Origin of the sequence: Agromyces mediolanus, from assembly GCF_023715325.1 — a bacterium.
Classification (GTDB): Bacteria; Actinomycetota; Actinomycetes; order Actinomycetales; family Microbacteriaceae; genus Agromyces; species Agromyces mediolanus_A.
Genome location: NZ_JAMBNX010000003.1, coordinates 352,645 through 373,162 on the forward strand (window position 1 = coordinate 352,645; position 20,518 = coordinate 373,162).

Genomic DNA, 20,518 nt, shown 5'->3' on the forward strand with positions numbered 1-20,518 from the left:
CCGCGCCATCAACGACGCACCCATCTCGAAAGGACCTGCACGTGACCACCCCAGCCGTCCCGCTCGGACATCGCAATCTCAGCCCGAACGCCTGGCTCCTCGACCGGGCCAGGAAGCACACCCCCCGGTTCCACTTCGACCCGGAGACCACCGACGTCGAGGCCTGGCGGGAGAAGACGCTCGCCGCGGTCCTCGCGACGCTCGGCGAGGAGCCGCCGGCCTGCGAGCCGAACCCCGTGCTGCTCGGCGAGATCGAGCTCGACGGCTTCATCCAGCAGCGCTGGATGATGGACGTCGAGGACGGACTGTCCACAATCGTGGCGGTGAACCGGCCGAGCGGCGGCGGCGAGGAATCGACCTGGGCCCCGATCCTCTGCTGGCACGGCCACGACATGGGCGGCAAGGAGCCCATCATGGGCAACCGCTCGACCGCGCTGCTCCGCTCCTACGCGGACGACGGCTACAACTACGGCGCGGTGATGGCGCGCCACGGCTTCGTCACCATCGGCGTCGACTGGATGGGGCACGGCGACTTCGACGAACAGCGGAAGTGGCGCATCAGCTCGCCCCAGAAGGGCGTCGAGATGGACTGGTGCGACACGTACTACCTCAACGCGACCAACCTCGGCATGACGCCGCTCGGCATCAACATCGCCCACGGGAAGCGCGTGCTCGACTTCGTGACCACGCTCCCCTACGTGCAGGACGGGCCGATCGGGGTGATGGGCGTCTCCGGAGGGGGCACGATGTCGCTGTGGTCGGCGCTCGCGGACCCGCGCATCGCGGCGACCGAGATCATCTGCTACTCGGACACCTTCCCCGACTTCGGCTTCCGCGACAGCAACTACTGCGGCATGCAGATCACGCCGGGCCTGTTCTCGCTGGTCGACGTCTCCGATCTGCAGGGGCTGCTGTTCCCCCGCGCGCTGATGGTCGACCTCGGGTTCTTCGACGACTGCTTCATGCTCGAGTCGGCCGGCCCCTGCGCCGACCGCGTCGAGGAGATCTATCGACGGGCCGGTGCGTCGCACCGGTTCCGCCGACAGCTGTTCGCGGCCGGGCACAGCTGGTGCGACGAGCAGTCCGCCGACTTCTTCGGGGAGCACCTGCGATGAGCGGACAGGAGCACTGCGAACTGACGATCGAGACGGTCGCGGGCGAGCGCCTGCTCGCCGTGGCGGGCGCCTCGGACCGGGAGCGCGCCCGGTTCGAGCGGATGGCGCCGGGCCCTCGCGCCGGCGTGTCGTACGGCCCGCTGTCGGCGCGCAACGCGGCGGCCGCCCGGATCGTCCGGCCGAACCTCGCACCCCGACCGATCGGGCTGTCGACCTCGGCCGGCACCGGGGATCGGCTCGGCCTCGCAACCCCGGGTCAGGCCGCAGCATTCCGAGACTTCGCGCCGGGCCTGCGAGCGATCTTCGCGCAGCAGTCCATTCGAGAGATGGACCGCCTGGGCCGCAGCCCGCAGCAGGTGCTGGACGACGCCACGTTCGGCTGCATCGAGGCCGGTTGGACCGCTCCGGTCGGCGCGGATGCCGACCATCTGAAGACCACGGACGACATCGACCGCTGCCTCGCCGCTGGCTTCAGCCTTTTCACGATCGACGTGGGCGACTTCGTCGAGGCGTGCGACGCGGTGCCGTCCGACGCTGAGCTGGCCGGGCTGCCCTGGGCCGAGCTCGAGGACGACCTCGCCTCGGCCAGGCGCCGATACGCCTCGCTTCGACTCGAGCTCGACTCGGGCGTGCAGACCGTCGGCGAGGCCGAGCTCGCCCATGCGATGGGCAAGTACGGACGAGCTGTCGCCATGGGAGCGCGACTCGCCCGTCACCTGATGGACCGCGCCAGCTCTCCCGTCGAGATCGAGATCGCCGTGGACGAGACCGACGAGCCGACGACCTCGGAGGAGCACATCTACATCGCGACGGAGCTCGCGCGCCTCGGCATCCGCTGGGTGAGCTTCGCTCCTCGCCATCTCGGCTCCTTCGAGAAGGGCGTCGAGTTCGCCGGCGACCGCGCAGCGCTGTACGACGCGATCTCCCGGCACGCCGCGATCGCGCGGGCGCTCGGGCCCTACAAGATCGGCATGCACTCGGGCTCGGACAAGTTCAGCATCTACGACGGCGTGATGGAGCACACCCGGGGACTCGTGCACCTGAAGACCTCAGGCACCAGCTATCTCGTGGCGCTCGGCGTCCTCGCGACGCAACGTCCCGAGCTCTTCCGGCGGGCCTACGAGGCGAGCCTCGCCGCGTATCGCGCCGCCCGCGCGAGCTACCAGGTGTCCGCGGAGTCCGGCGCGGTCCCCGCCCCTGACGCGCTCGCCGACGCGGAGCTGCCGCGCCTGCTGCTCGCCCCGGCGACGCGGCAGATTCTGCACGTCGGCTACGGTGCGGTGCTCCGCACGGCGGACGGAGGCGGTGCGTCGTTCCTCGGCACGGAACTCGTCACCGCACTCTCGGACCACCACGACGAGTACCGGGCCGATCTCCGTGCGCATTTCGGCCGACACCTCGCCCCGTTCTCGGCCGTGAAGGTCCGCTCGTGACGATCGCCCCGTCGGTCGCCGGCCTGTTCGACCTGGAGCGGAGCACCGCCCTGGTCGTCGGCGGCACCGGCGTCCTCGGCGGCCGATTCTGCGAGGCGCTGGCCGCCGCCGGCGCTGAGGTCGCGGTCGCCGGTCGCTCCCGCGAGCGCGGCGAGCAGGTGGTGCGCCGTGTGCTGGACGCCGGCGGTGCGGCGCGGTTCGTCGAGCTGGATGCCACAGACCGGGCGTCCGTCGAACGCGTTGCCGCGGACTGCCGGGAGCGGGGAGGAATCGACATCCTCGTGAACGCCCCGGGCGTCAACAGCGCGACACCGTTCGAGGAGATCACCGACGCCGAGTGGGAGCTGCTGCTCGACACGAACCTCGGATCGATGTTCCGGACGATCCAGGCGTTCCGGCCACAGCTGGCGGCCGCCGGGGGCGGCAGCATCATCAACATCTCCTCGGCCTCTTCCGGCCCGCCGCTGTCGCGGGTGCTGGCCTACGGGGTCGCAAAGGCCGGCGTCAACAGCCTCACCCAGTACCTCGCCCGGGAGCTCGCACCGGACGGGATCCGCGTCAACGCGATCGTGCCGGGGTTCTTTCCCGCCGAGCAGAATCGTGCGCTGCTCAGCGAGGAACGGGTCTCCGACATCGTCCGGCACACCCCGATGGGCCGCCTCGGCGAGCAGCACGAGCTCGACGGCGCGCTGCTCTGGCTCGCCTCCGGCCGAGCCTCCGGCTTCGTCACCGGTGCGCTCATCCGCGTCGACGGCGGGTTCTCCGCCATGACTATCTGAGATCACGCCCGACCGCACCCCGCGGCTCGCCCCTCCCCTCCCCTGCAGAAAGGAACCGGTGTGAAGATCGAACGCGCCGAGGTGATCGTCACCAGCCCGAATCGGAACTTCGTCACGTTGAAGCTCACCACCGACGATGGCCTGACCGGTCTCGGCGATGCGACCGTCAACGGCCGGGAACTGGCCGTGGTCTCCTATCTCACCGATCACGTCGTCCCCCTGCTGCTCGGACTCGATGCACATCGCATCGAGGACACGTGGCAGTTTCTCTATCGGAGTGCGTACTGGCGCCGAGGGCCGATCACGATGGCGGCGATCGCGGCGGTCGACATGGCGCTCTGGGATCTCAAGGGCAAGGCGGCCGGCCTGCCGGTCTACCAGTTCCTCGGCGGCGCCTCGCGCAGCGGGATGATGGCCTACGGGCACGCCTCGGGGAAGGAGCTGCCGGAGCTGTTCGATTCGATCCGGGAGCACCAGGAGCTCGGTTACCGCTCGATCCGCGTCCAACCCGGCGTACCGGGGCTGAAGGCGATCTACGGCGTCGCCTCCAACACCGGCCTCGCCGGCAACGAGGGCGTCAGATACGACCACGAGCCGGCGCAGCGCGGCGTGATGCCCATGCTGGAGGACTGGGACACGCGCGCGTACCTGCGGCACGTGCCGACGGTCTTCGAGGCGATCCGCGCGGAGTTCGGCGCAGAGCTGCCATTGCTGCATGACGGCCACCACCGGATGACCCCGCTGCAGGCCGCCGCCTTCGGGAGGTCGCTGGAGCCGTACGACCTCTTCTGGCTGGAGGACTGCACGCCGGCGGAGAACCAGGAGGCGCTCCGCCTCGTCCGACAGCACACCACGACCCCGCTCGCCATCGGCGAGGTGTTCAACACGATCTGGGACTTCCAGGCGCTGATCAAGGAGCAGCTGATCGACTACGTGCGAGCGGCCTCGACGCATTTCGGCGGCATCAGTCCGCTGAAGAAGGTGATGGACTACGCCGCCCAGTATCAGATCAAGTCCGGATGCCACGGACCGACCGACATCTCACCGGTCGGCTTCGCCGCGCAGCTGCACGTCGGGCTCGCGATCCACAACTTCGGCATCCAGGAGTACATGCAGCACGGGGCTCGCACGAACGCCACCTTCGAGCAGTCGATGACCTTCGTCGACGGGTTCCTGCACCCGGGCGAGCGCCCGGGTCTCGGCGTGGAACTTGACGTCGACGAGGCCGGCAAGTACCCCTATGTGACCGCCTACCTGCCGTACAACCGCCTGGCGGACGGGACCGTCCACGACTGGTGACGTGCCCCACCCGGTGACGTGCGCCACCGACTGCGGTCGGCGACGTGAGATCAGCCGGCTCGTCGCGCCCGCAAACGCTGGCAGCGCGGGCAGAAGTGCGAGGAGCGGTTCATGAACGGCTCACGCACCATGAGCGTGCCGCAGCGCGGGCAGGCCTTGCCCTCGCGACCGTACGCGTTCAGGGAGTGCGCGAAGTACCCGGACGCCCCGTTCACGTTCACGTACTGGGCGTCGAAGCTCGTGCCGCCCTCGGCGAGGGCCTTCTGCAGCACCCCGCGCACGGCCTCGAGGAGCTCGCCTGCCCGGCGCGCACTGACGCTCGACGCGGGCTGCTCGCCGTGCAGGCGCACCGCCCACAGCGACTCGTCGGCGTAGATGTTGCCGATGCCGCTGACGAGCGTCTGGTCGAGCAGCACGCGCTTCACGGCGGAGTGCCGTCTCGCGAATGCCATGAGGAAGCCGCGCTCGTCGAAGGCCGGGTCGAGCGGGTCCCTGGCGATGTGCGCGACCTGGCTCGGCACGAAGTCCGCCCATTGCCCCGTCACTCCGGCGGAGAACCCGGCCGCACGGCCGTCTGGCGTCGGCGCCATCCGGTCGATCGCCATCGAGCCGAAGATGCGCTGGTCGACGAAATCGACACGGAGCTCGCCGTGGTCCTCGTGCTCGAGGTGGATGCGGATGCGGGCGTGCGCGTCGCCGCCCGGATGGTCGGGCGTGCGCAGCAGCACCTGCCCGCTCATGCCGAGATGCGCGACGAGCGCCCGCGGCTCGGCCGGCGCCTCGGATGCCTCGGATGCCTCGGATGCCTCGGATGGCAGGATCGGCAGCCAGAGGAACTTGCCGCGGCGGACCGCGGCGGCGAAACGCGCCCCGACGAGGCTGCGCTCGAAGTCACCGCTCGCGGGATCGTGCCGCTTCAGCGACCGCCGGTCGAGCACCTCGACGCCGGTGACGAGCGCACCGGTGACGGCGGGAGCGAGACCGGCGCGGACGACCTCGACTTCGGGGAGTTCGGGCACCTCAGCCCGCGCTCAGGGCGGTCCAGGCTTCGAGCGCCGCGGCCATCTCGGCCTGCTTCTTGCTCGATCCTTCGCCTGAGGCCCGGACGAGCTCACCCACGGAGACGGTGGCGAGGAAGTGCTTGCTGTGATCGGGACCGCTCTCGGCGACCTCGTACACGGGCGGCGGGGAACCGAGCCGCGCGGCGGCTTCCTGCAGACTCGTCTTCGGGTCCATCGCTGCACCGAACCGCGCGGGGTCGCTCATGAGCGGGGCGACGAGACGCAGCACGAGCGCCGTCGCGGCATCGCCCCCGGCGTCGAGGTAGGTCGCCCCGATGATTGCCTCGACCGTATCGGCGAGGATCGACGGCTTGTCGGCACCGCCGGTCATGGTCTCACCGCGCCCGAGCCGGATGAAGCGGCCGAGGCCGATCGCGCGACCGACCTCCGCCAGCGCGGCGCTCGAGACGAGGCTCGCCCGTCGCTTGGCCAGCTCGCCCTCGTCGAGCTCGGGGTGATCGCGGAACAGCCGCACCGTGACGGCCTGACCGAGGATCGAGTCGCCGAGGAACTCGAGGCGCTCGTTCGTGGGGATGCCGCCGTTCTCGTACGCGAACGACCGGTGCGTGAGCGCGAGCAACAGCAGCTCGGGGGCGATCTCGATCTGCAGCGTCTCCTGGAGCGCTGCGAGGTCTCGATCCGCAGTTCCCGTCTGCCGCGCGTGCGCCACGACCGGTCGTTCGGAGTCCGAGGGCCGACTAGACGTCGGCGACCTTCCGGCCCTTGTACTCGAGGAAGAGCGGGGTGCCCGCCGAGTCCTCGACCACGCGCGCGCGGTGCGGGAGGCTGTAGGTCACCTTGCCGTTCTCGACGGTCTTGACGAGCGTGGGGACCTCGGCCTTCCACTGCGAACGGCGCGCGTGGGTGTTGGCGCGTGACTTCTTCCGCTTGGGAACAGCCATGTCTCTCTCTCAATCTCTCTCAGAATCAGCGCTGCCCGCGGCAGCGCCCTGGTCTTCGGAAGCCTCGAACCCGGCGAGCGCGGCCCATCGAGGGTCGCGCTGCTCGGACGTGACGAGTTCCGGATGATCAGCCAGACGCTGCCCGGTCACAGGGTCGAGACCCGGGCAATCAGGCCGGCACACCGGCTGGAAGGGCAGTGCCAGCACTACCGCATCTCGGATAAGCGGTTCAAGATCCACGTGGTCGTCTTGAACCTCATACTCGAAAGCTTCCCCAGAATGATACGCGAAAAGCTCCTGGAACTCGACTTCGACGGGCACGGCGATGTCGATGAGGCACCGACTGCACTCCCCCTCGGCCACCGCATCGAGCTCGACACTCGCGAGAACCCCCTCGTGCACCGACTCCAGCCGAACGTCGAGCTCGAGCTCGGAGCCTTCGCGGACGGCGACGAGGCCCTCGCCGAACTGGGCCGGCGCGGGGACGTCGAGCTCGACCTCACGCATCTCGCCAGGGCGGTGCATGACGTCGCGCACGTTGATGCGGAACGGGGAATCGTGATGGGCCACGATCGGCCATTCTACGCGCGCGCAGCCGACCGTCGGCCCGCCCGCGCCGTATCGAGCAGCGAGACCGGGAGAAGTCGGGCCCGCACTCGCGTCACGGGCGTCGCCCGGCGCCGCAGCGCCGTCACGAGTTCGACGAGCGCGGCCTCCGACACCGGCGCCTCGGTGCCCGGCGGTCCGTACCGGGCGCGCTCCACCGCGTCTCGCAGCGCGTACAGGGCACGCCGACCGGCGTCGTCGAGGCCCCCGAGCTCGTCGAGCAGCACGTCGGCCGCCTCGCGCGGGGTGAGTGCCGCCGTGCCTGCGGCAGAGCCGAGGTCGCTCGCGGTTCCCATCGCCTCCCGCCAGGCGGCATCCGCGCCGCGATCGTCGCGCCGGACCCGGCGGAACCGTACGCGGCGGACCCAGCTGCGCACCCCGGCCGGCAGCAGCAGGACGACGACGAGGCCGAGGGTGACGAGCGGCCACACGACCGGATCGCTCGTCGCCCCGGCTGACCCGCCGGACGCGAGCTGACGCTCGGGATCGAGGTCCGGCCTGGCTCCGGGCGTCGGCGGCGGCGTGCCCGGGGCGCGCTCCGGCACCGGGGCGGTCTCGCTCGCCCCCGGGCGCGAGTAGTCCGGGACGGTGCCCCGGCCGGGCGTCGGTTCGAAGGGCACCCAGCCGACGCCTTGGAAGTAGAGCTCCGGCCAGGCGTGGAGATCCTGGCTGTCGACCTGGACGACGGCGACGTTCTCCACGCGGGTCGTCGTCGGCGTCCCGGCCGTGTACCCGACGGAGATGCGCGAGGGGATGCCGAGCTCGCGGGCGAGGACGGCCATCGTCGAAGCGAATTGCACGCAGTAGCCTTCCCGCTGCTTGAGGAACTCGGCGACGACGTCGAGGCCGCCGCCGTCGTAGCTTTCCTCGACCGGTGCCTCGACGGAGTATCGGAAGTCCGGGCCGCGAAGGTACTCCTGGATGGCGACGGCGCGGTCGTACGCGGTGTCGGCGCTCGCGCCGAGTTCCGCCGCGAGCTCGGCGATCGGAGCGGGAGTCTCCTCGGGGAGCTCGGTGAACTCCTGGATGGACTCGGGAATGCGGCTGCCGGCCGCTCGGAGCTGCTCGGCAGTGGGATCGATCTCGAGCATCGTCGCGCGGTACTGCTGACCACTGGTGTCGCTGTCGGCGCTGCGGACGGTGAGGGGCCCGCGGTCCCAGAACCAGGACCCGTCGAGCCCTTCGACGGACGACACGGGGTACGGCAGGGGCAGCCAGGTGGTGCGCAGCTGCTGCACGGTGATGTCGATGGGATGCTGGGTGCGCGCCACCGCATCGCCGAGGCCCGTCGGCGTGGGGAACTCGTCGACCGCGTTGTCGCCGTCGATCCGCCGGTCGCTGGGAGCCCAGACCTCGCCGTCGAAGCGATCGATCGTGAGGAGCCGGAAGTACGGTCGGTCGCCGTCGCGTGCGACGTAGCTGAACGCGGGCACCGCGTCCGGTCGCCGAAGGTCCCGCCCGAGGTCGAGGAAGGGGCTCACCCCGCGCGCGAACAACGCTCCCTGTCCCCCGCTGCCGAGCAGGAGGCTCGTCGAGACGCTCGGCGTCGAGGCGGTGAGGAGCGACGCCGCGACGAGTCCCGCCGCGGCGAGACCGATGGTCGGGAGCACGCTCGACGCGACGGGCGTCCGCCGCGGCGCCGTGATGAGTACCTCGTCGTCGTGGTGGGCGAGGGCGGCTCGCCGACGTACGCGCACATCGACCCGGAGCAACAGGAGGAAGGCGGCGGCGGTGAGCACGAGCGTGCCGACCTCGGCGCCGTCCTCGATCAGGAAGCCGGGCACGAGGATCGGCACCAGTGCGGGCGCGGCGGCGAGGGCGGGGAGCCGGAAGGTCAGCACGAGCAGATCCGCGAGCACGGCGAGCAGCCCGGTTCCGAGCGCCAACCCGAAAGCGAGGGACGGCACCACCACGGCCGGCACCGACTGCTGCTGGATCGTGCGCTGCGCACCGCCGAGCAGCTCCCCGAACACGCCGAAGGTGTCGGCGGTCGGGACGAGCAGCAGGAGCGAGCTCGAGCCGCCGAAGAACAGCGTGAGCGTCGCGAGGAGGATGAGGAGCTCACCCAGCGGCACGAGCGAGGCCGGCAGGCGGATGGCCCGGAGCCCGGCGCCGCCGAACAGCACGGCGGCGGCGACCGCCGTGCACAACCACCACCACCCGCTGCCGGCGAGCAACGGGCCGAGGGCCATCACGGCGATGACGAGGAGCAGGAAGGTGGCACCGCTCAGGGCGAGCGCTTGCAGCCGGCTGAGCGGCGCACGGTCACGGCGCATCGCGCTCACCCGCCAGGAACTCGTCCCATCTGGCCTCACGAGCCGCGCCGGCGCCGACGGTCGTCGGGCGGGCGGTGAAGACCGTCGCGAGCTCGGCCGCGCGGCGGATGCGGATGATGCGCCAGTCGGCGTGCTCGAGCGTCTCGATCCAGCGTTCGGCGACCGACGGCAGCACGATGGCGACGGCCGGTGCGAACGTCGCTCGGAGCGCCGCGAGTTCCGCGAGACGCTCGTCGGCTGGCCGAACGAGCACGGCGAAGCCCGGCATCGGCGCCCGCCGTTCGCGAGTAGCCGTGAGCCGGCCCGCCCCGTTCGCCGCGCTGCCGCCGCCCGCGCGCTCCCGACGCCGCCACTGCCCGGGCGTGGGGAGCCGGGCGAGATCGTCGAGGAGCAGCGCCGCGCCGCCTCCGGGTTCGCGATACTCGCCGCGTCCCGGCGCGCCGTCGTCGAGCGGATCGACCCGCAGCCGATATCCGCGATCCAGCAGGTGCACGCCGAGGGAGGCGGCCGCCTCGACCGCGAGCTCGAACTCGAAGTCCGGCGCATCGCCGCGGTGAGCCTCGTCAGTCCGGCCGCGCGGCGCGGTGTCGAGGAAGAGTCGAGCTTCGGGGTCGCCGCGCTGCTCCTCCTCCCGCACCATCAGCTCGCCCCGCCGGGCCGTCGCCGCCCAGTTCACCCGGCGCAACGGGTCGCCGTAGCGGTACTCCCTCGCGATCAGCTCGTCGGAGTTCGGGTTCGTGCGCCGCTGCAGCCCGTGCCGAGCTCCGTCGACCGCGGCGCTGCGTGCGATGGCACCGTCGATCGCGGTCACCCGCGGGGTGACGAGCAGCTCGCGTTCGCCACCGACCGCGCGCCGCATGACGGCGAGGCCGAACGGGTCGCCGAGCGACAGCTGCAGCGGGCCGATCGGGTACGCGCCCCGCCGGGGCGTCCGGAGCAGATAGTCGAGACGCACCGTGTCGTCACCGCTCGGCAGGGCGCGCTCCCAGGACCCGATGCCGGGGAGCACCTCCTCGCCGGGCGCGAGCAGCGGTGACGGCACCTCGTCGCGCCACCTCGCCCCGTCGAACGGTCGCCGCGAGCGGTTCTGCACCGTGAGCCGCACCCGGGTCGAGCCGCCTGCCGCGACCGTCGCCGGGGCGAAGGTCCGGGTCACCGCGAGCCTCGGTAGTCGGAGCATCGCGTAGCCGAGGCCGACGAGCGGCATCGCGATCGCCACGAAGGCCAGCAGCAGCACGTCTCGCAGGTCGAACCAGAGACTCACCCCCGCCAGCACCGCCCCGATGACCACCAGCCCGGCCCCGCGCCTCGTCAGCCGCGGAACGTTCCGCGGCTGGCGGCGGGAGGAGGCCGGCACGACTAGTCCCTTCGAGCGCTGCCGATCGGCACGGGCGTGTCGGTGACGATGCGGCGCACGATCGTATCGATGAGGGGGCCGCTGTCGTGGTCGTGCGAGCCGAGCGCCCGGCTCGTCGGAACGAGCCGGTGGGCGAGCACCGGCACCGCGAGCGCGTCGATGTCGTCGGGCAGCACGAAGTCCCGGCCGTGCATCGCCGCATGCGCCTTCGCGGCACGGACGAGCTGCAGCGTCGCGCGCGGACTGGCGCCGAGTCGCAGCTGGCGGTCGTCGCGCGTCGCCCGGGCGAGCTCGACCGCGTACTCCTTCACCGGGGCGGAGGCGAACACCCGGGACACCGTGCGGATCATGGCCTGCAGTTCGTCGAGGGCGACCACCGGGTCGACGAGGTCGATCGGACTCGCCGTCTCCCGCGTCGACAGCATCGCGAGCTCGTCGGCCTGGGCCGGATAGCCCATCGAGATGCGCGCCATGAAGCGGTCGCGCTGGGCCTCCGGCAGCGGGTAGGTGCCCTCCATCTCGACCGGGTTCTGCGTGGCGACGACGACGAACGGGCGCCCCAGTCGGTGCGTCACGCCGTCGGCCGTGACCTGACGCTCCTCCATGCACTCGAGCAGCGCCGACTGGGTCTTCGGGCTGGCGCGGTTGATCTCGTCGCCGATCACGAGGTTCGCGAAGACCGGGCCGGGCTTGAACGTGAAGCTCCGCGTGGACTGGTCGAAGACGGAGACACCGGTGACATCGCTCGGCAGCAGATCGGGGGTGAACTGGATGCGGCTCACCGTGAGGTCGACCGAGCGCGCCAGGGAGCGGGCGAGCATCGTCTTGCCGACGCCGGGCACGTCCTCGATCAGCAGGTGCCCTTCCGCCAGCAGGACCGTGAGCGCCGCCACGACGGCCTCGCGTTTACCGCTGATCACCGTCTCGACGTTCGCGACGATGGCGGCGGCGCGGGCGCCGACCTCGTCGATGCCCGGATCCGGCATCCCCGTCATGGTCGCAGCGCCCGCTTCGCTCACGGGGTCATCGCCCCCGCGAGATACTCCGCGACGGAGGCCGGCACGTATGGGCGCACGTCGCCGCCGAGGGCCGCGACCTGGCGCACGAGCGAGCTCGAGACATGCGCGTTCGCCGGGTCGGGCAGGAGGAAGACGGTCTCGACCCCGGCCAGGTGGCGGTTCACGATCGCCATCGGCGTCTCGTACGCCACGTCGAGCTGGGAGCGGATGCCCTTCACCAGCACGCTCGCCCCGACATCGGTGCAGTAGTCGACGAGCAGCCCCATGCTCCAGCTGGCCACCACGATGTCGCCCTGGATGCCGGCGTCGGAGATGGACTGCTCGATGAGCGCGACCCGCTGGGCGATGGGCAGGAGGGCGCTCTTGTCGGGGTTGTGCACCACGACCACATGGAGCTGGTCGTACAACCCTGCCGCACGCCCGATGACATCGAGATGTCCGAGGGTGACGGGGTCGAACGAGCCGGGAACGACGGCGATCCGCTGCATGGCTCCAGCGTAGTGCCCGGCGGAGCCGCCGGCCCGGCCGCCTCAGCTCTTGCTCAGGAACTCGCTCGCCTCGTCGTCGAGTCGCCGTCGCACCGCCTCGGCGAGCGCCTCGTGCCGGGTGAGTCCGGGATCGTCGTCGAGCAGCGCGGCCGCGTGCCCGCGCGCCTCACCGATGAGCTCGGCATCGCGGACCACTCGCAACAGCTTCAGCGAGGACCGGCCGCCCGACTGGCGGGCGCCGAGCACATCGCCCTCCTGGCGGAGCTCCAGGTCGACCTGGGCGAGCTCGAAGCCGTCGAGCGTCGCCGCGACCGCCTCGACGCGCTGCAGTGCCAGGGAGCCGGGCGCCGCCCGGGTCACGAGCAGGCAGAGGCCCGGCACCCCGCCGCGCCCCACGCGCCCGCGCAACTGATGGAGCTGCGAGACGCCGAAACGATCGGCGTCGACGACGACCATCGCGCTCGCGTTCGGCACGTCGACCCCGACCTCGATGACGGTGGTGGCGACGAGCACGTCGACCTCCCCGGCGGCGAACGCCCGCATCACCCGGTCTTTCTCGTCGGCCGCCATGCGACCGTGCAGGGGTTCGATGCGGGCGGAGCCGAGCTGCGGATGCTCCCGGAGCTCGGCGAGCGTGGCGAGCACGGTCGCCGCCGGCGCACCCTCCGCCTCGGCCGCCTCGATCGGCGCGACCGGCTCGCCGTCATCCTCGGTCTGCTTCTGGTCGATCGCCGGGCAGACGACGAACGCCTGCCGACCCTGGGAGAGCTCTTCGGCGAGCCGCTCCCAGATGCGGGACCGCCACGCCGGACGGATGGCGAGCGGCACCACCTGGGAGGTGATGCCGGCGCGGCCCGCGGGCAACTGCCGGATCGTGGACACGTCGAGATCGCCGAAGACGGTCATCGCGACGGTGCGCGGGATGGGCGTGGCCGTGAGCACGAGCACGTGCGGGGCGGTGCGGCCCTTCAGGCGCAGGGCCTCGCGCTGTTCGACGCCGAAGCGGTGCTGCTCGTCGACGACGACGAGCCCGAGATCGGCGAAGGTCACCCGGTCGCCCATGAGCGCGTGGGTGCCGACGATGATGCGAGCCTGCCCCGCGGCGGTGCGGAGGAGCGCCTTCCGGCGTTCCGCGGCCGGCAGCTGGCCCGTGACGAGGGTCGGCATGAGTTCGGCCGAGAGCTCGGGGCCGAGCACTTTCGCGATGGAGCGCACGTGCTGGGCGGCGAGCACCTCGGTCGGCGCGAGCAGGGCGGCCTGCCCGCCCGAGTCGGCCACCGCGAGCATCGCCCGCAACGCGACGAGGGTCTTGCCGGAGCCGACCTCGCCCTGCACGAGGCGGTTCATCGGGGCGGCGCTCGCGAGGTCGTCGGCGATCTCCCGCCCGACCTCGTGCTGGTCGTCGGTGAGCTCGAAGCCGAGTGCCGCGTCGAAGCGCTCCAGCAGCCCGCCCGGCTTCGGCCGGCGTTCGATCGCCGCGTGCGAACGGAGTGCGGCGCGCCGCTGCAGCAGCGCGGTCTGCAGCACGAAGGCCTCGGTGAAGCGCAGCGTGCGCCGCGCGCTCTTCCAGTCGCCCTCCGACGACGGCCGGTGGATCAACTCGAGCGCTCGGCGGTGACCTTCGAGCCCGCGGGCCTCGCGCACCTCGGCCGGGAGCGGGTCGGCGACGCGGCCGAGACCGTCGAGCACGAGCGCCATCGACTTCGCGAGCTGCCAGCTGGCGATCGTGGAGGTCGCCGGGTAGATCGGGATGGGCGCCTGCGCCCAGCGCACCGCCTCGGCATCGTCGACCGTGCGGGGGGTCTCCTCGTCGAAGAGCTCGTAGTCGGGATGGGCGAGCTGCCGCGCGCCCTTGTACGAGCCGACCTTGCCCGCGAAGATGCCGCGCCGGCCGGGCCGCAGCTCGTTCTGCCGCCACGACTGGTTGAAGAACGTCAGCGTGAGCACCCCGTTGCCGTCGGAGATCTTCACTTCGACGATCGAGCCGCGTCGCTGTCGCATGGACCGCTCGCGCACCTCGAGCACCTCGGCCACGATCGTCACGTTCTCGTCGAGCGGCAGCGAGTCGAGCGCGGTGAGCTCCCCGCGCATCGCATAGCGCCGCGGGTAGTGCGACAGGAACTCCCCCACCGTGCGGTAGCCGAAGGCGCGCTCGACGGCCTGTGCCGTACGCGAGCCGAGCGCCGTCGCGAGCTTGGACTCGAGGCCGAAGGAACCGGGCTCCACACTCGGCTCAGCTGCTGCGACCGTCATGCCTCGATCGTAGGCCGTGCCCCCGTCAACGCCTCGAGCTCGGCCGTCACGAACGGATCGCCGGCGCGCTCGGCGTCGAGCGCACGCTGGATGGCCAATGCCTCGTCGGTGCGCCCGAGGGTGCGCAACGCGCGCGCCATCGACCACCGCGCGACACGGAGCTGCTCGGCGCTGCCGTACTGCTCGGCGGCCTCGGCGGCGAGGGTGAAGTGGTGCAGCGCGGCGACCGGATCGTCGCCGTCGTGCTTCGTCCAGCCGAGGTTGTTGTGCAGCGCGATGCCCCAGCGCAGCACCCGCGGATCGCGGGAGCCGGCGAGCACGTCGAAGCCCTCGGCCGCCCATTCCTCCTCGTGGCCGCCGTCGGTGAGCGCGAGCATGTGCAAGCCGTCGAGCACGAGGAAAGCGGCACCCGCCGCGGCGGCCTCCCGGACGGCGCGGGTGAGCTCGGGCAGCGCTTCCTCCGGGCGCCCGGCGGCCGCATGCAAGCGGCCGCGCTCGAGCGCCACACGGGCGCGCAACTCCGCCGCCTCCGGCCCGGACTCCGATCCCGGCGCGGCGGCGGCGACGCCGTCGAGCACCGCGAGCGCCTCCTCGGTACGGCCCTGCAGGCCCACGGCGCGCGCGAGCTGGGCGGCCATCACGGCGCGCTTGTGCGGCGTGCGCTCGGGATCCGCGGATGCCGCACGGAATCGCTCCTCGCTCGCCACCGGATCGGCGAAGTCCCAGAGCCGATCGATCTCGCGCTGCTCCGTGCCCCGATGGCGGGACGGGCTGGCTGGAAGGTCGGTCGATTCGTCCACGAAACCATCATGGCAGCGCCTCCCCCGAACGGGCGACCCCTTGACGGCGGATGACGCCCCGCCTATGGCACCGCCGCTAAGCTGCCTGGAGCATGACGCGCATCATCGCCGGCTTCGCCGGTTCTCAGACCCTCGCCGTCCCCCGCTCGGGCACTCGGCCGACGAGCGACCGCGTGCGCGAGGCGATCTTCTCCGCGCTCGAGGCCCGCGACGCGATCGCCGGCGCTCGCGTGCTCGACCTCTACGCCGGCTCCGGGGCGCTCGGCCTCGAGGCCGCGAGCCGAGGGGCCGCGGAGATCGTGCTCGTCGAACGTGCGAAGCCGGCCGCCGACATCTGCCGCCGGAACGCCGAGGGCGTGCGCCGCGCGGCACCGCGCGGCACGGCGCCGATTATCCGGGTCGCCCAGCGCAGCGTCGCCGCGTTCCTCGAGCCCGGCGCGGCCCCCGGCCCCTGGCACCTCGTCTTCATCGACCCGCCGTACGAGCTGGGCGAGTCGGAACTCGCGCGCGAACTCGCCGCGCTCGCACCGGCGCTCGCCGACGACGCGCTCGTGATCGTGGAGCGGAGCGCGCGCTCGCCGGAACCATCCTGGCCGGAGGAGATCGACCTCGAGCGGCGCCGCGACTACGGCGAGACGACCCTGTGGTGGGCCGTGCCCGCGGATCACCCGGCCCGGCCGTCCCAGCCCGAGTAGGGGTCCCAGCCGAGCGCCTCCACGGGCTCGCCGTCCAGCGAGAGCCGGCCCGGTGCGTCCACGACCCGGCCGATCCGCTCGAACGGGGGCGGCGGCGTCTGCCCCGCGGGGAACGTCGCCAGCAGCCCGTGATCCTCGGCTCCGGCGAGAGCGAGCCGCGGGTCCGGGCCGAGCGCCGTCGCGGCGAAGTCGAGCCCCACGCCGCTCGCGACCGCGATGCGTCGGGCGTCGCGGGCGAGCCCGTCGGAGACGTCGAGCATCGCGGTGGCACCGGCCGCCGCAGCGGCGACCCCCGCCGACACCGGCGGCCTGGGCGCGAGCTGCGCAGCCAACAGCTCGGGCTCGCGCCGCCGGAGCTCGGCGGCGAGCGAGGCATCCGGCTCTCCCGATGCGTCGCGGGCCTCGTCGAACAGCAGGGCCAGGCCCCGCGCGGCGTCGCCTCTGACGCCCGCGTGCGCGAGCACGTCGCCGACGCGGGCACCGGAGCGCAGCACCGGCGCGCGGCCCTCGAGATCGCCGAAGGCGGTCACGGCCAGGGTCAGCACGGTGGAGGCCGAGAGGTCCCCGCCGACGACTCCCGCCCCGGGGGCCAACACCACGAGCGCCTCCCGGAACCCGTCGGCGATGCCCTCCAGCACGGCGACGTCGAGCTCCGGCGGGGCCGCGATCGCGACGGTGAGGGCGGTGGGCCGGGCGCCCATCGCCGCGACATCAGTGAGATTCGTCGCCGCCGCCTTCCACCCGAGTTCGAACGGCGTCGACCAGGCGAGTCGGAAGTCGGGTCCGTGCACCATCAGATCGGTCGTGACGACGAAGCGGCCGTCGGCCGCCGCGACGACGGCCGCGTCGTCCCCGGCGCCGAGCAGTGCGGCCTCGCCCGGCCGCAGCCTCGGGAGCACCCGCGCGAGCACCGCGTCCTCGCCGAGCCGTCCGATCGAGGTCGCCGGGCTCAGAGCGTCTTCCATGGCTCCCACGCTAGCCTGGCCTGGATGTCTCTCCGCCCCACCCGGTTCCGCCGCGTCCTGCGCGCCGCCGCCGTCATCGCCCCCGCCGCCCTCGCGCTGTCCGCCTGCACGCCGATCGTGCCCTTCGAGGCCGCCCCCGACGCGAACGACGCCGACTGCGCCTCGCTCGTGGTGCGGCTGCCCGACACCGTCGCCGAGCTGCCGAAGCGTGAGACGAACGCGCAGGGCACCGGCGCCTGGGGTGAGCCCGCGTCGGTGCTGCTGCGCTGCGGCGTGCCCGTGCCCGGTCCCACCACCGACCGCTGCGTGAGCGTCGACGGCATCGACTGGGTCATCGACGAGTCCGACGCCCCGCGCTACCTCTTCACGACGTACGGTCGCACGCCCGCCGTCGAGGTACTCGTGGACAACGACGTCGTCGGCGGCACCACGGCGATCGCGGACCTCTCGAACGCGGTCGGCATCATCCCGGCCGACGACGGATGCACCTCCCTCGGCGACCTCGGCGAGATGCCGAGCGAGGGCTGAACCGCCGGCTCAGCGGGCGCCGCGCGCGTGCCCGACCTCGATGAGGCGGGTGATGAGCTCCGGGTAGCTGAGCCCGGAGTTCAGCCAGCACGTCGGGAACATCGAGATCGGCGTGAAGCCCGGCATCGTGTTCACCTCGTTCACGACGTAGCCCTCGTCGGTCAGGAACACGTCGACCCGGGCGAGCCCCTCGGCCCCGAGCGCCTCGAAGGCGCGGCGCGCGATGCGCTGCAGCTCGAACAGCTCGCCGTCGCCGAGCTCGGCCGGGCAGACCAGCTCGACGCCCGGCGCGTCGAGGTACTTCGCCTCGAAGTCGTAGAAGTCGCGACCCGTGACGACGACCTCGCCGGCGACGCTGACGCCGATCTCGCCCGGAGTCGGGCCCTCGAGCACCGCGATCTCGATCTCGCGGCCGGGGACGGCGGACTCGACGAGCACACTGCGGTCCTCCGCGAACGCGACGTCGAGCGCGGTGTCGAGCCCGGCCCAGTCGTCGACCTTCGTCACGCCGACCGAGCTCCCCGCGCGCGCGGGCTTCACGAACACTGGCAGTCCGAGGGCCTGCACCCGGCGCTGCCAGAGCGCCGGGTCGGCCGCGAGCGCCGCCCGGGTGAGGGTGACCCACGGCGCGACCTGGATGCCCGCGCCCTCCAGCAGCGTCTTCGTCGCGTGCTTGTCCATGCCGGCAGCCGAGGCCAGCACGCCGTTGCCGACGTAGGGCAGGCCGAGCAGCTCGAGGAGCCCCTGGATGGTGCCGTCCTCACCGAAACGCCCGTGCAGGATCGGGAACACCACATCGACGTCGCCGAGCGAGCGGGTGACCGGGCCGCCGGTCTCCGCCGACCCCGTCGTCACCCGCAGCTCGCGGGAGACGGCGCTGTCCGGCCAGCTCACCCGGGTGCCGTTGTCGACGACCTCGGGCAGCTGCGCCGGGTCGAGGGCGAAGCGCGCCGGATCGTCTGATTCGAGCACGAAGGCGCCGTCGCGGGTGATCCCGACCGGGATCACCTCGAAGCGGTCACGATCGATCGCCCCCAGCACTCCCCCCGCCGTTGCGCAACTGATCGAATGCTCGCTTGAACGCCCGCCGAAGAGCAGAACCACCCTGAGCTTGTCCATCGTTCGTCCTTTCGCCCTGGGGCTCGTCGTCGGTCGTGAGGTGCGGGGCGATGTCGCGCGGGGCCAGCGTGCCCGCGAGCACCTGCCGCACCTGCTCGACGATGGGCATAGCGACGCCCTTCGCCTTCGCCAGCTCGAGGATCGGGCCGACGGACGCCAGCCCCTCGGTCGTCTGCTGCATGCGCTCGACGACGTCTTTCAGGTGGTAGCCCTGCCCGAGCAGCCGGCCGGCCGTGTTGTTCCGCGACAGCGGCGACTGGCACGTCGCGATGAGATCGCCGAGGCCGGCGAGGCCGGACAGCGTCTCGGCCTGCGCGCCGTAGGCCACCGAGAAGTCGGTCATCTCGACGAGGCCGCGGGTGAGGATCGAGGCCTTCGTGTTCTCACCGTACCCGGCGCCGTCGACGATGCCGATCGCGACCGCGATGAGGTTCTTCAGCACTCCGCCGAACTCGGTGCCCGGCACATCGGTGTTCACGAAGGAGTGGAAGTACCGGTTGCGCGACACCGAGGCGACCGCCTGCGCCGTCTCGAGGCTCACCGAGGAGACGACCGCTGCGGTCGGCTGCTCCTTCGCGATCTCGAGCGCGAGGTTCGGGCCCGAGATGACGGCGATGCGCGACTCGTCGATCGGGAGCACCTCGGCGATGACCTGGCTCATCCGCAGGCCGCTGGCCTTCTCGACCCCCTTCATCAGGGAGACGACGATCGCGTCGGCGTGCAGGTGCGGCGTGATCGCCTCGAGGTTGTCGCGGAGCGACTGGCTCGGCACCGAGATGTAGACCTGCTCGGCCCCGGCCAGCGCGAGGTCGAGCCGGCTCGTCGAGCGCAGGCCCCGCGGGAGATTGATGCCCGGCAGGTAGTCGCTGTTGCGCTGCGCCTCCTGGATCTCGCGGGCGAGTTCCGGACGCCTCGCCCACAGCATCACGTCGGCGCCGCCGTCGGCGAGGATCTTCGCGAAAGTCGTGCCCCAGCTGCCCGCCCCGAGCACCGCGACGCGGGTGCCGTGGGGCTTGCGGGAGCCGCTCCTAGTCTTCAAGGCGGCCCGTCTCCTTCTGACCGTGCACCACGGGGTCCCAGCGTTCGGCGGGCGCCGGCTCCCCGCGGAGCTCCGCGAGCAGCGCGGTGATCGCGTCCATGAGGTCGGCCGTCGCCGCGACCATCGTCGCCTGGTCGAGCGGCTTGCCGCGGTACCGCGAGAGGTCGACGGGGTCGCCGATGGCGACGTCGATCGTCTTGCGCGGGAACAGGCTCAGCTTCTTGCCGTAGCGCGGCATGAGGGCCTGGGTGCCCCAGTGCGCCGCGGGGACGAGCGGGATGCCGCGCTCGAGCGCGATGCGCACCGCGCCGGTCTTGCCGCGCATGGGCCAGAGATCGGGATCGCGGGTGAGCGAGCCCTCCGGGTAGACGATGACCATCCGCCCCTTCTCGACGAGCTCTTCGGCGGCGCGGAGGGCGTCATGCCCCCGGCTGCCGCTGCGCTCGACCGGGATCTGACCCGAGGCGCGGAGCGCCCAGCCGACGACCGGCACCTTGAAGAGCGAGGCCTTCGCGAGGAAGCGGGGGGCGCGTCCGAGCTTCCAGCTCGCGGCGCCCATCACGACCGGGTCGATCTCGCTGTAGTGGTTCGGCGCGAGCACGAACGCCCCCGACTGCGGCATGCGCTCCCGGTGGTGGAAGCGGAACTTCACGCCGAGGTTGAGGATCGGCAGGATGACCGCCGCCAGGAACCAGAAGAAGGAGGGCCGTCGGGTCTCGGACCGGGGCTTCGCCCGCGCCGGAGGCGGGTCGCTCACCGGCTTCGACTCATCCGCGCCGTCGTC

At 72.1% G+C, this 20,518-nt stretch carries 20 protein-coding genes; 6 read left to right on the plus strand and 14 right to left on the minus strand.

Translation table 11 applies throughout. From position 1 onward, the window contains the following. The first annotated feature begins 41 nt into the window (after positions 1-41). The 4 genes from M3147_RS07900 to manD are packed head-to-tail and all read left to right on the plus strand — an operon-like array spanning position 42 to position 4,626. Positions 42-1,115: an alpha/beta hydrolase family protein gene (locus M3147_RS07900; protein WP_251202907.1), complete on the plus strand. Its 1,074-nt coding sequence runs from the start codon at positions 42-44 to the stop codon at positions 1,113-1,115. Continuing rightward, the gene (locus tag M3147_RS07905) at positions 1,112-2,548 is read left to right on the plus strand and encodes a tagaturonate epimerase family protein (protein ID WP_251202908.1); all 1,437 of its coding nucleotides are present in this window, start codon (positions 1,112-1,114) and stop codon (positions 2,546-2,548) included. Before M3147_RS07900 ends, M3147_RS07905 begins: the two co-directional genes overlap by 4 nt. Continuing rightward, complete coding sequence (locus M3147_RS07910) at positions 2,545-3,327, plus strand: SDR family oxidoreductase (RefSeq protein ID WP_251202909.1); 783 nt, start codon at positions 2,545-2,547, stop codon at positions 3,325-3,327. Before M3147_RS07905 ends, M3147_RS07910 begins: the two co-directional genes overlap by 4 nt. Before the next feature lie 60 nt (positions 3,328-3,387). Continuing rightward, positions 3,388-4,626 carry a D-mannonate dehydratase ManD gene (manD, locus tag M3147_RS07915; RefSeq protein ID WP_251202910.1) on the plus strand — a complete coding sequence of 413 codons (1,239 nt, stop codon included), beginning with the start codon at positions 3,388-3,390 and terminating at the stop codon, positions 4,624-4,626. Between the two features lie 50 nt (positions 4,627-4,676). On the opposite strand, the gene mutM is transcribed toward manD, so the two are convergent. The 10 genes from mutM to M3147_RS19505 are packed head-to-tail and all read right to left on the minus strand — an operon-like array spanning position 4,677 to position 15,388. After that, positions 4,677-5,645 carry a bifunctional DNA-formamidopyrimidine glycosylase/DNA-(apurinic or apyrimidinic site) lyase gene (gene mutM / locus M3147_RS07920; protein WP_251202911.1) on the minus strand — a complete coding sequence of 323 codons (969 nt, stop codon included), beginning with the start codon at positions 5,643-5,645 and terminating at the stop codon, positions 4,677-4,679. Between the two features lies 1 nt (position 5,646). After that, on the minus strand, positions 5,647-6,357 hold the full coding sequence (gene rnc / locus M3147_RS07925; protein ID WP_251202912.1) for a ribonuclease III: 711 nt from the start codon (positions 6,355-6,357) through the stop codon (positions 5,647-5,649). 28 nt (positions 6,358-6,385) lie between these two features. Next, positions 6,386-6,589 (minus strand): 50S ribosomal protein L32, encoded by a 204-nt coding sequence (gene rpmF, locus M3147_RS07930; protein WP_067950558.1) that lies wholly within the window; start codon positions 6,587-6,589, stop codon positions 6,386-6,388. A gap of 9 nt (positions 6,590-6,598) precedes the next feature. Next, positions 6,599-7,159 carry a YceD family protein gene (locus M3147_RS07935; RefSeq protein WP_439954193.1) on the minus strand — a complete coding sequence of 187 codons (561 nt, stop codon included), beginning with the start codon at positions 7,157-7,159 and terminating at the stop codon, positions 6,599-6,601. 11 nt (positions 7,160-7,170) lie between these two features. Then, positions 7,171-9,471 (minus strand): transglutaminase family protein, encoded by a 2,301-nt coding sequence (locus tag M3147_RS07940; protein WP_251202970.1) that lies wholly within the window; start codon positions 9,469-9,471, stop codon positions 7,171-7,173. Further along, a complete protein-coding gene (locus tag M3147_RS19500; protein ID WP_251202913.1) occupies positions 9,461-10,828 on the minus strand; it encodes a DUF58 domain-containing protein in 1,368 nt (455 codons plus the stop codon). Before M3147_RS19500 ends, M3147_RS07940 begins: the two co-directional genes overlap by 11 nt. A gap of 2 nt (positions 10,829-10,830) precedes the next feature. Next, on the minus strand, positions 10,831-11,814 hold the full coding sequence (locus tag M3147_RS07950; RefSeq protein WP_251202914.1) for an AAA family ATPase: 984 nt from the start codon (positions 11,812-11,814) through the stop codon (positions 10,831-10,833). A 29-nt stretch (positions 11,815-11,843) separates the two neighbouring features. After that, complete coding sequence (gene coaD, locus M3147_RS07955; RefSeq protein ID WP_251202915.1) at positions 11,844-12,335, minus strand: pantetheine-phosphate adenylyltransferase; 492 nt, start codon at positions 12,333-12,335, stop codon at positions 11,844-11,846. 42 nt (positions 12,336-12,377) lie between these two features. Then, a complete protein-coding gene (locus M3147_RS07960) occupies positions 12,378-14,588 on the minus strand; it encodes an ATP-dependent DNA helicase RecG (RefSeq protein ID WP_251202916.1) in 2,211 nt (736 codons plus the stop codon). Further along, positions 14,585-15,388: a hypothetical protein gene (locus M3147_RS19505; RefSeq protein ID WP_251202917.1), complete on the minus strand. Its 804-nt coding sequence runs from the start codon at positions 15,386-15,388 to the stop codon at positions 14,585-14,587. The genes M3147_RS07960 and M3147_RS19505 overlap by 4 nt, the downstream gene beginning before the upstream one ends. Positions 15,389-15,480: 92 nt before the next feature. Between M3147_RS19505 and rsmD the strand changes: the two genes are divergently transcribed. Continuing rightward, positions 15,481-16,083 carry a 16S rRNA (guanine(966)-N(2))-methyltransferase RsmD gene (gene rsmD / locus M3147_RS07970; protein ID WP_251202918.1) on the plus strand — a complete coding sequence of 201 codons (603 nt, stop codon included), beginning with the start codon at positions 15,481-15,483 and terminating at the stop codon, positions 16,081-16,083. Here rsmD and thiL read toward each other — a convergent pair. Continuing rightward, entirely contained in the window at positions 16,053-17,048 is a 996-nt protein-coding gene (gene thiL, locus M3147_RS07975) for a thiamine-phosphate kinase (RefSeq protein WP_251202919.1), read from the minus strand. The two genes, rsmD and thiL, sit on opposite strands and share 31 nt — an antisense overlap. Positions 17,049-17,072: 24 nt before the next feature. On the opposite strand from thiL, the gene M3147_RS07980 reads away from it, so the two are divergent. Then, positions 17,073-17,576 (plus strand): DUF3515 domain-containing protein, encoded by a 504-nt coding sequence (locus M3147_RS07980; RefSeq protein WP_251202920.1) that lies wholly within the window; start codon positions 17,073-17,075, stop codon positions 17,574-17,576. A gap of 9 nt (positions 17,577-17,585) precedes the next feature. Here M3147_RS07980 and M3147_RS07985 read toward each other — a convergent pair whose 3' ends face one another. From M3147_RS07985 to M3147_RS07995, 3 genes are read right to left on the minus strand one after another with little or no spacing between them, the layout of a single operon-like run. After that, positions 17,586-18,695 (minus strand): D-alanine--D-alanine ligase family protein, encoded by a 1,110-nt coding sequence (locus M3147_RS07985; RefSeq protein ID WP_251202921.1) that lies wholly within the window; start codon positions 18,693-18,695, stop codon positions 17,586-17,588. Beyond that, entirely contained in the window at positions 18,595-19,734 is a 1,140-nt protein-coding gene (locus M3147_RS07990; protein ID WP_251202922.1) for an NAD(P)H-dependent glycerol-3-phosphate dehydrogenase, read from the minus strand. The genes M3147_RS07985 and M3147_RS07990 overlap by 101 nt, the downstream gene beginning before the upstream one ends. Beyond that, the gene (locus M3147_RS07995) at positions 19,724-20,491 is read right to left on the minus strand and encodes a lysophospholipid acyltransferase family protein (protein WP_251202971.1); all 768 of its coding nucleotides are present in this window, start codon (positions 20,489-20,491) and stop codon (positions 19,724-19,726) included. The genes M3147_RS07990 and M3147_RS07995 overlap by 11 nt, the downstream gene beginning before the upstream one ends. Between the last annotated feature and the right edge of the window lie 27 nt (positions 20,492-20,518).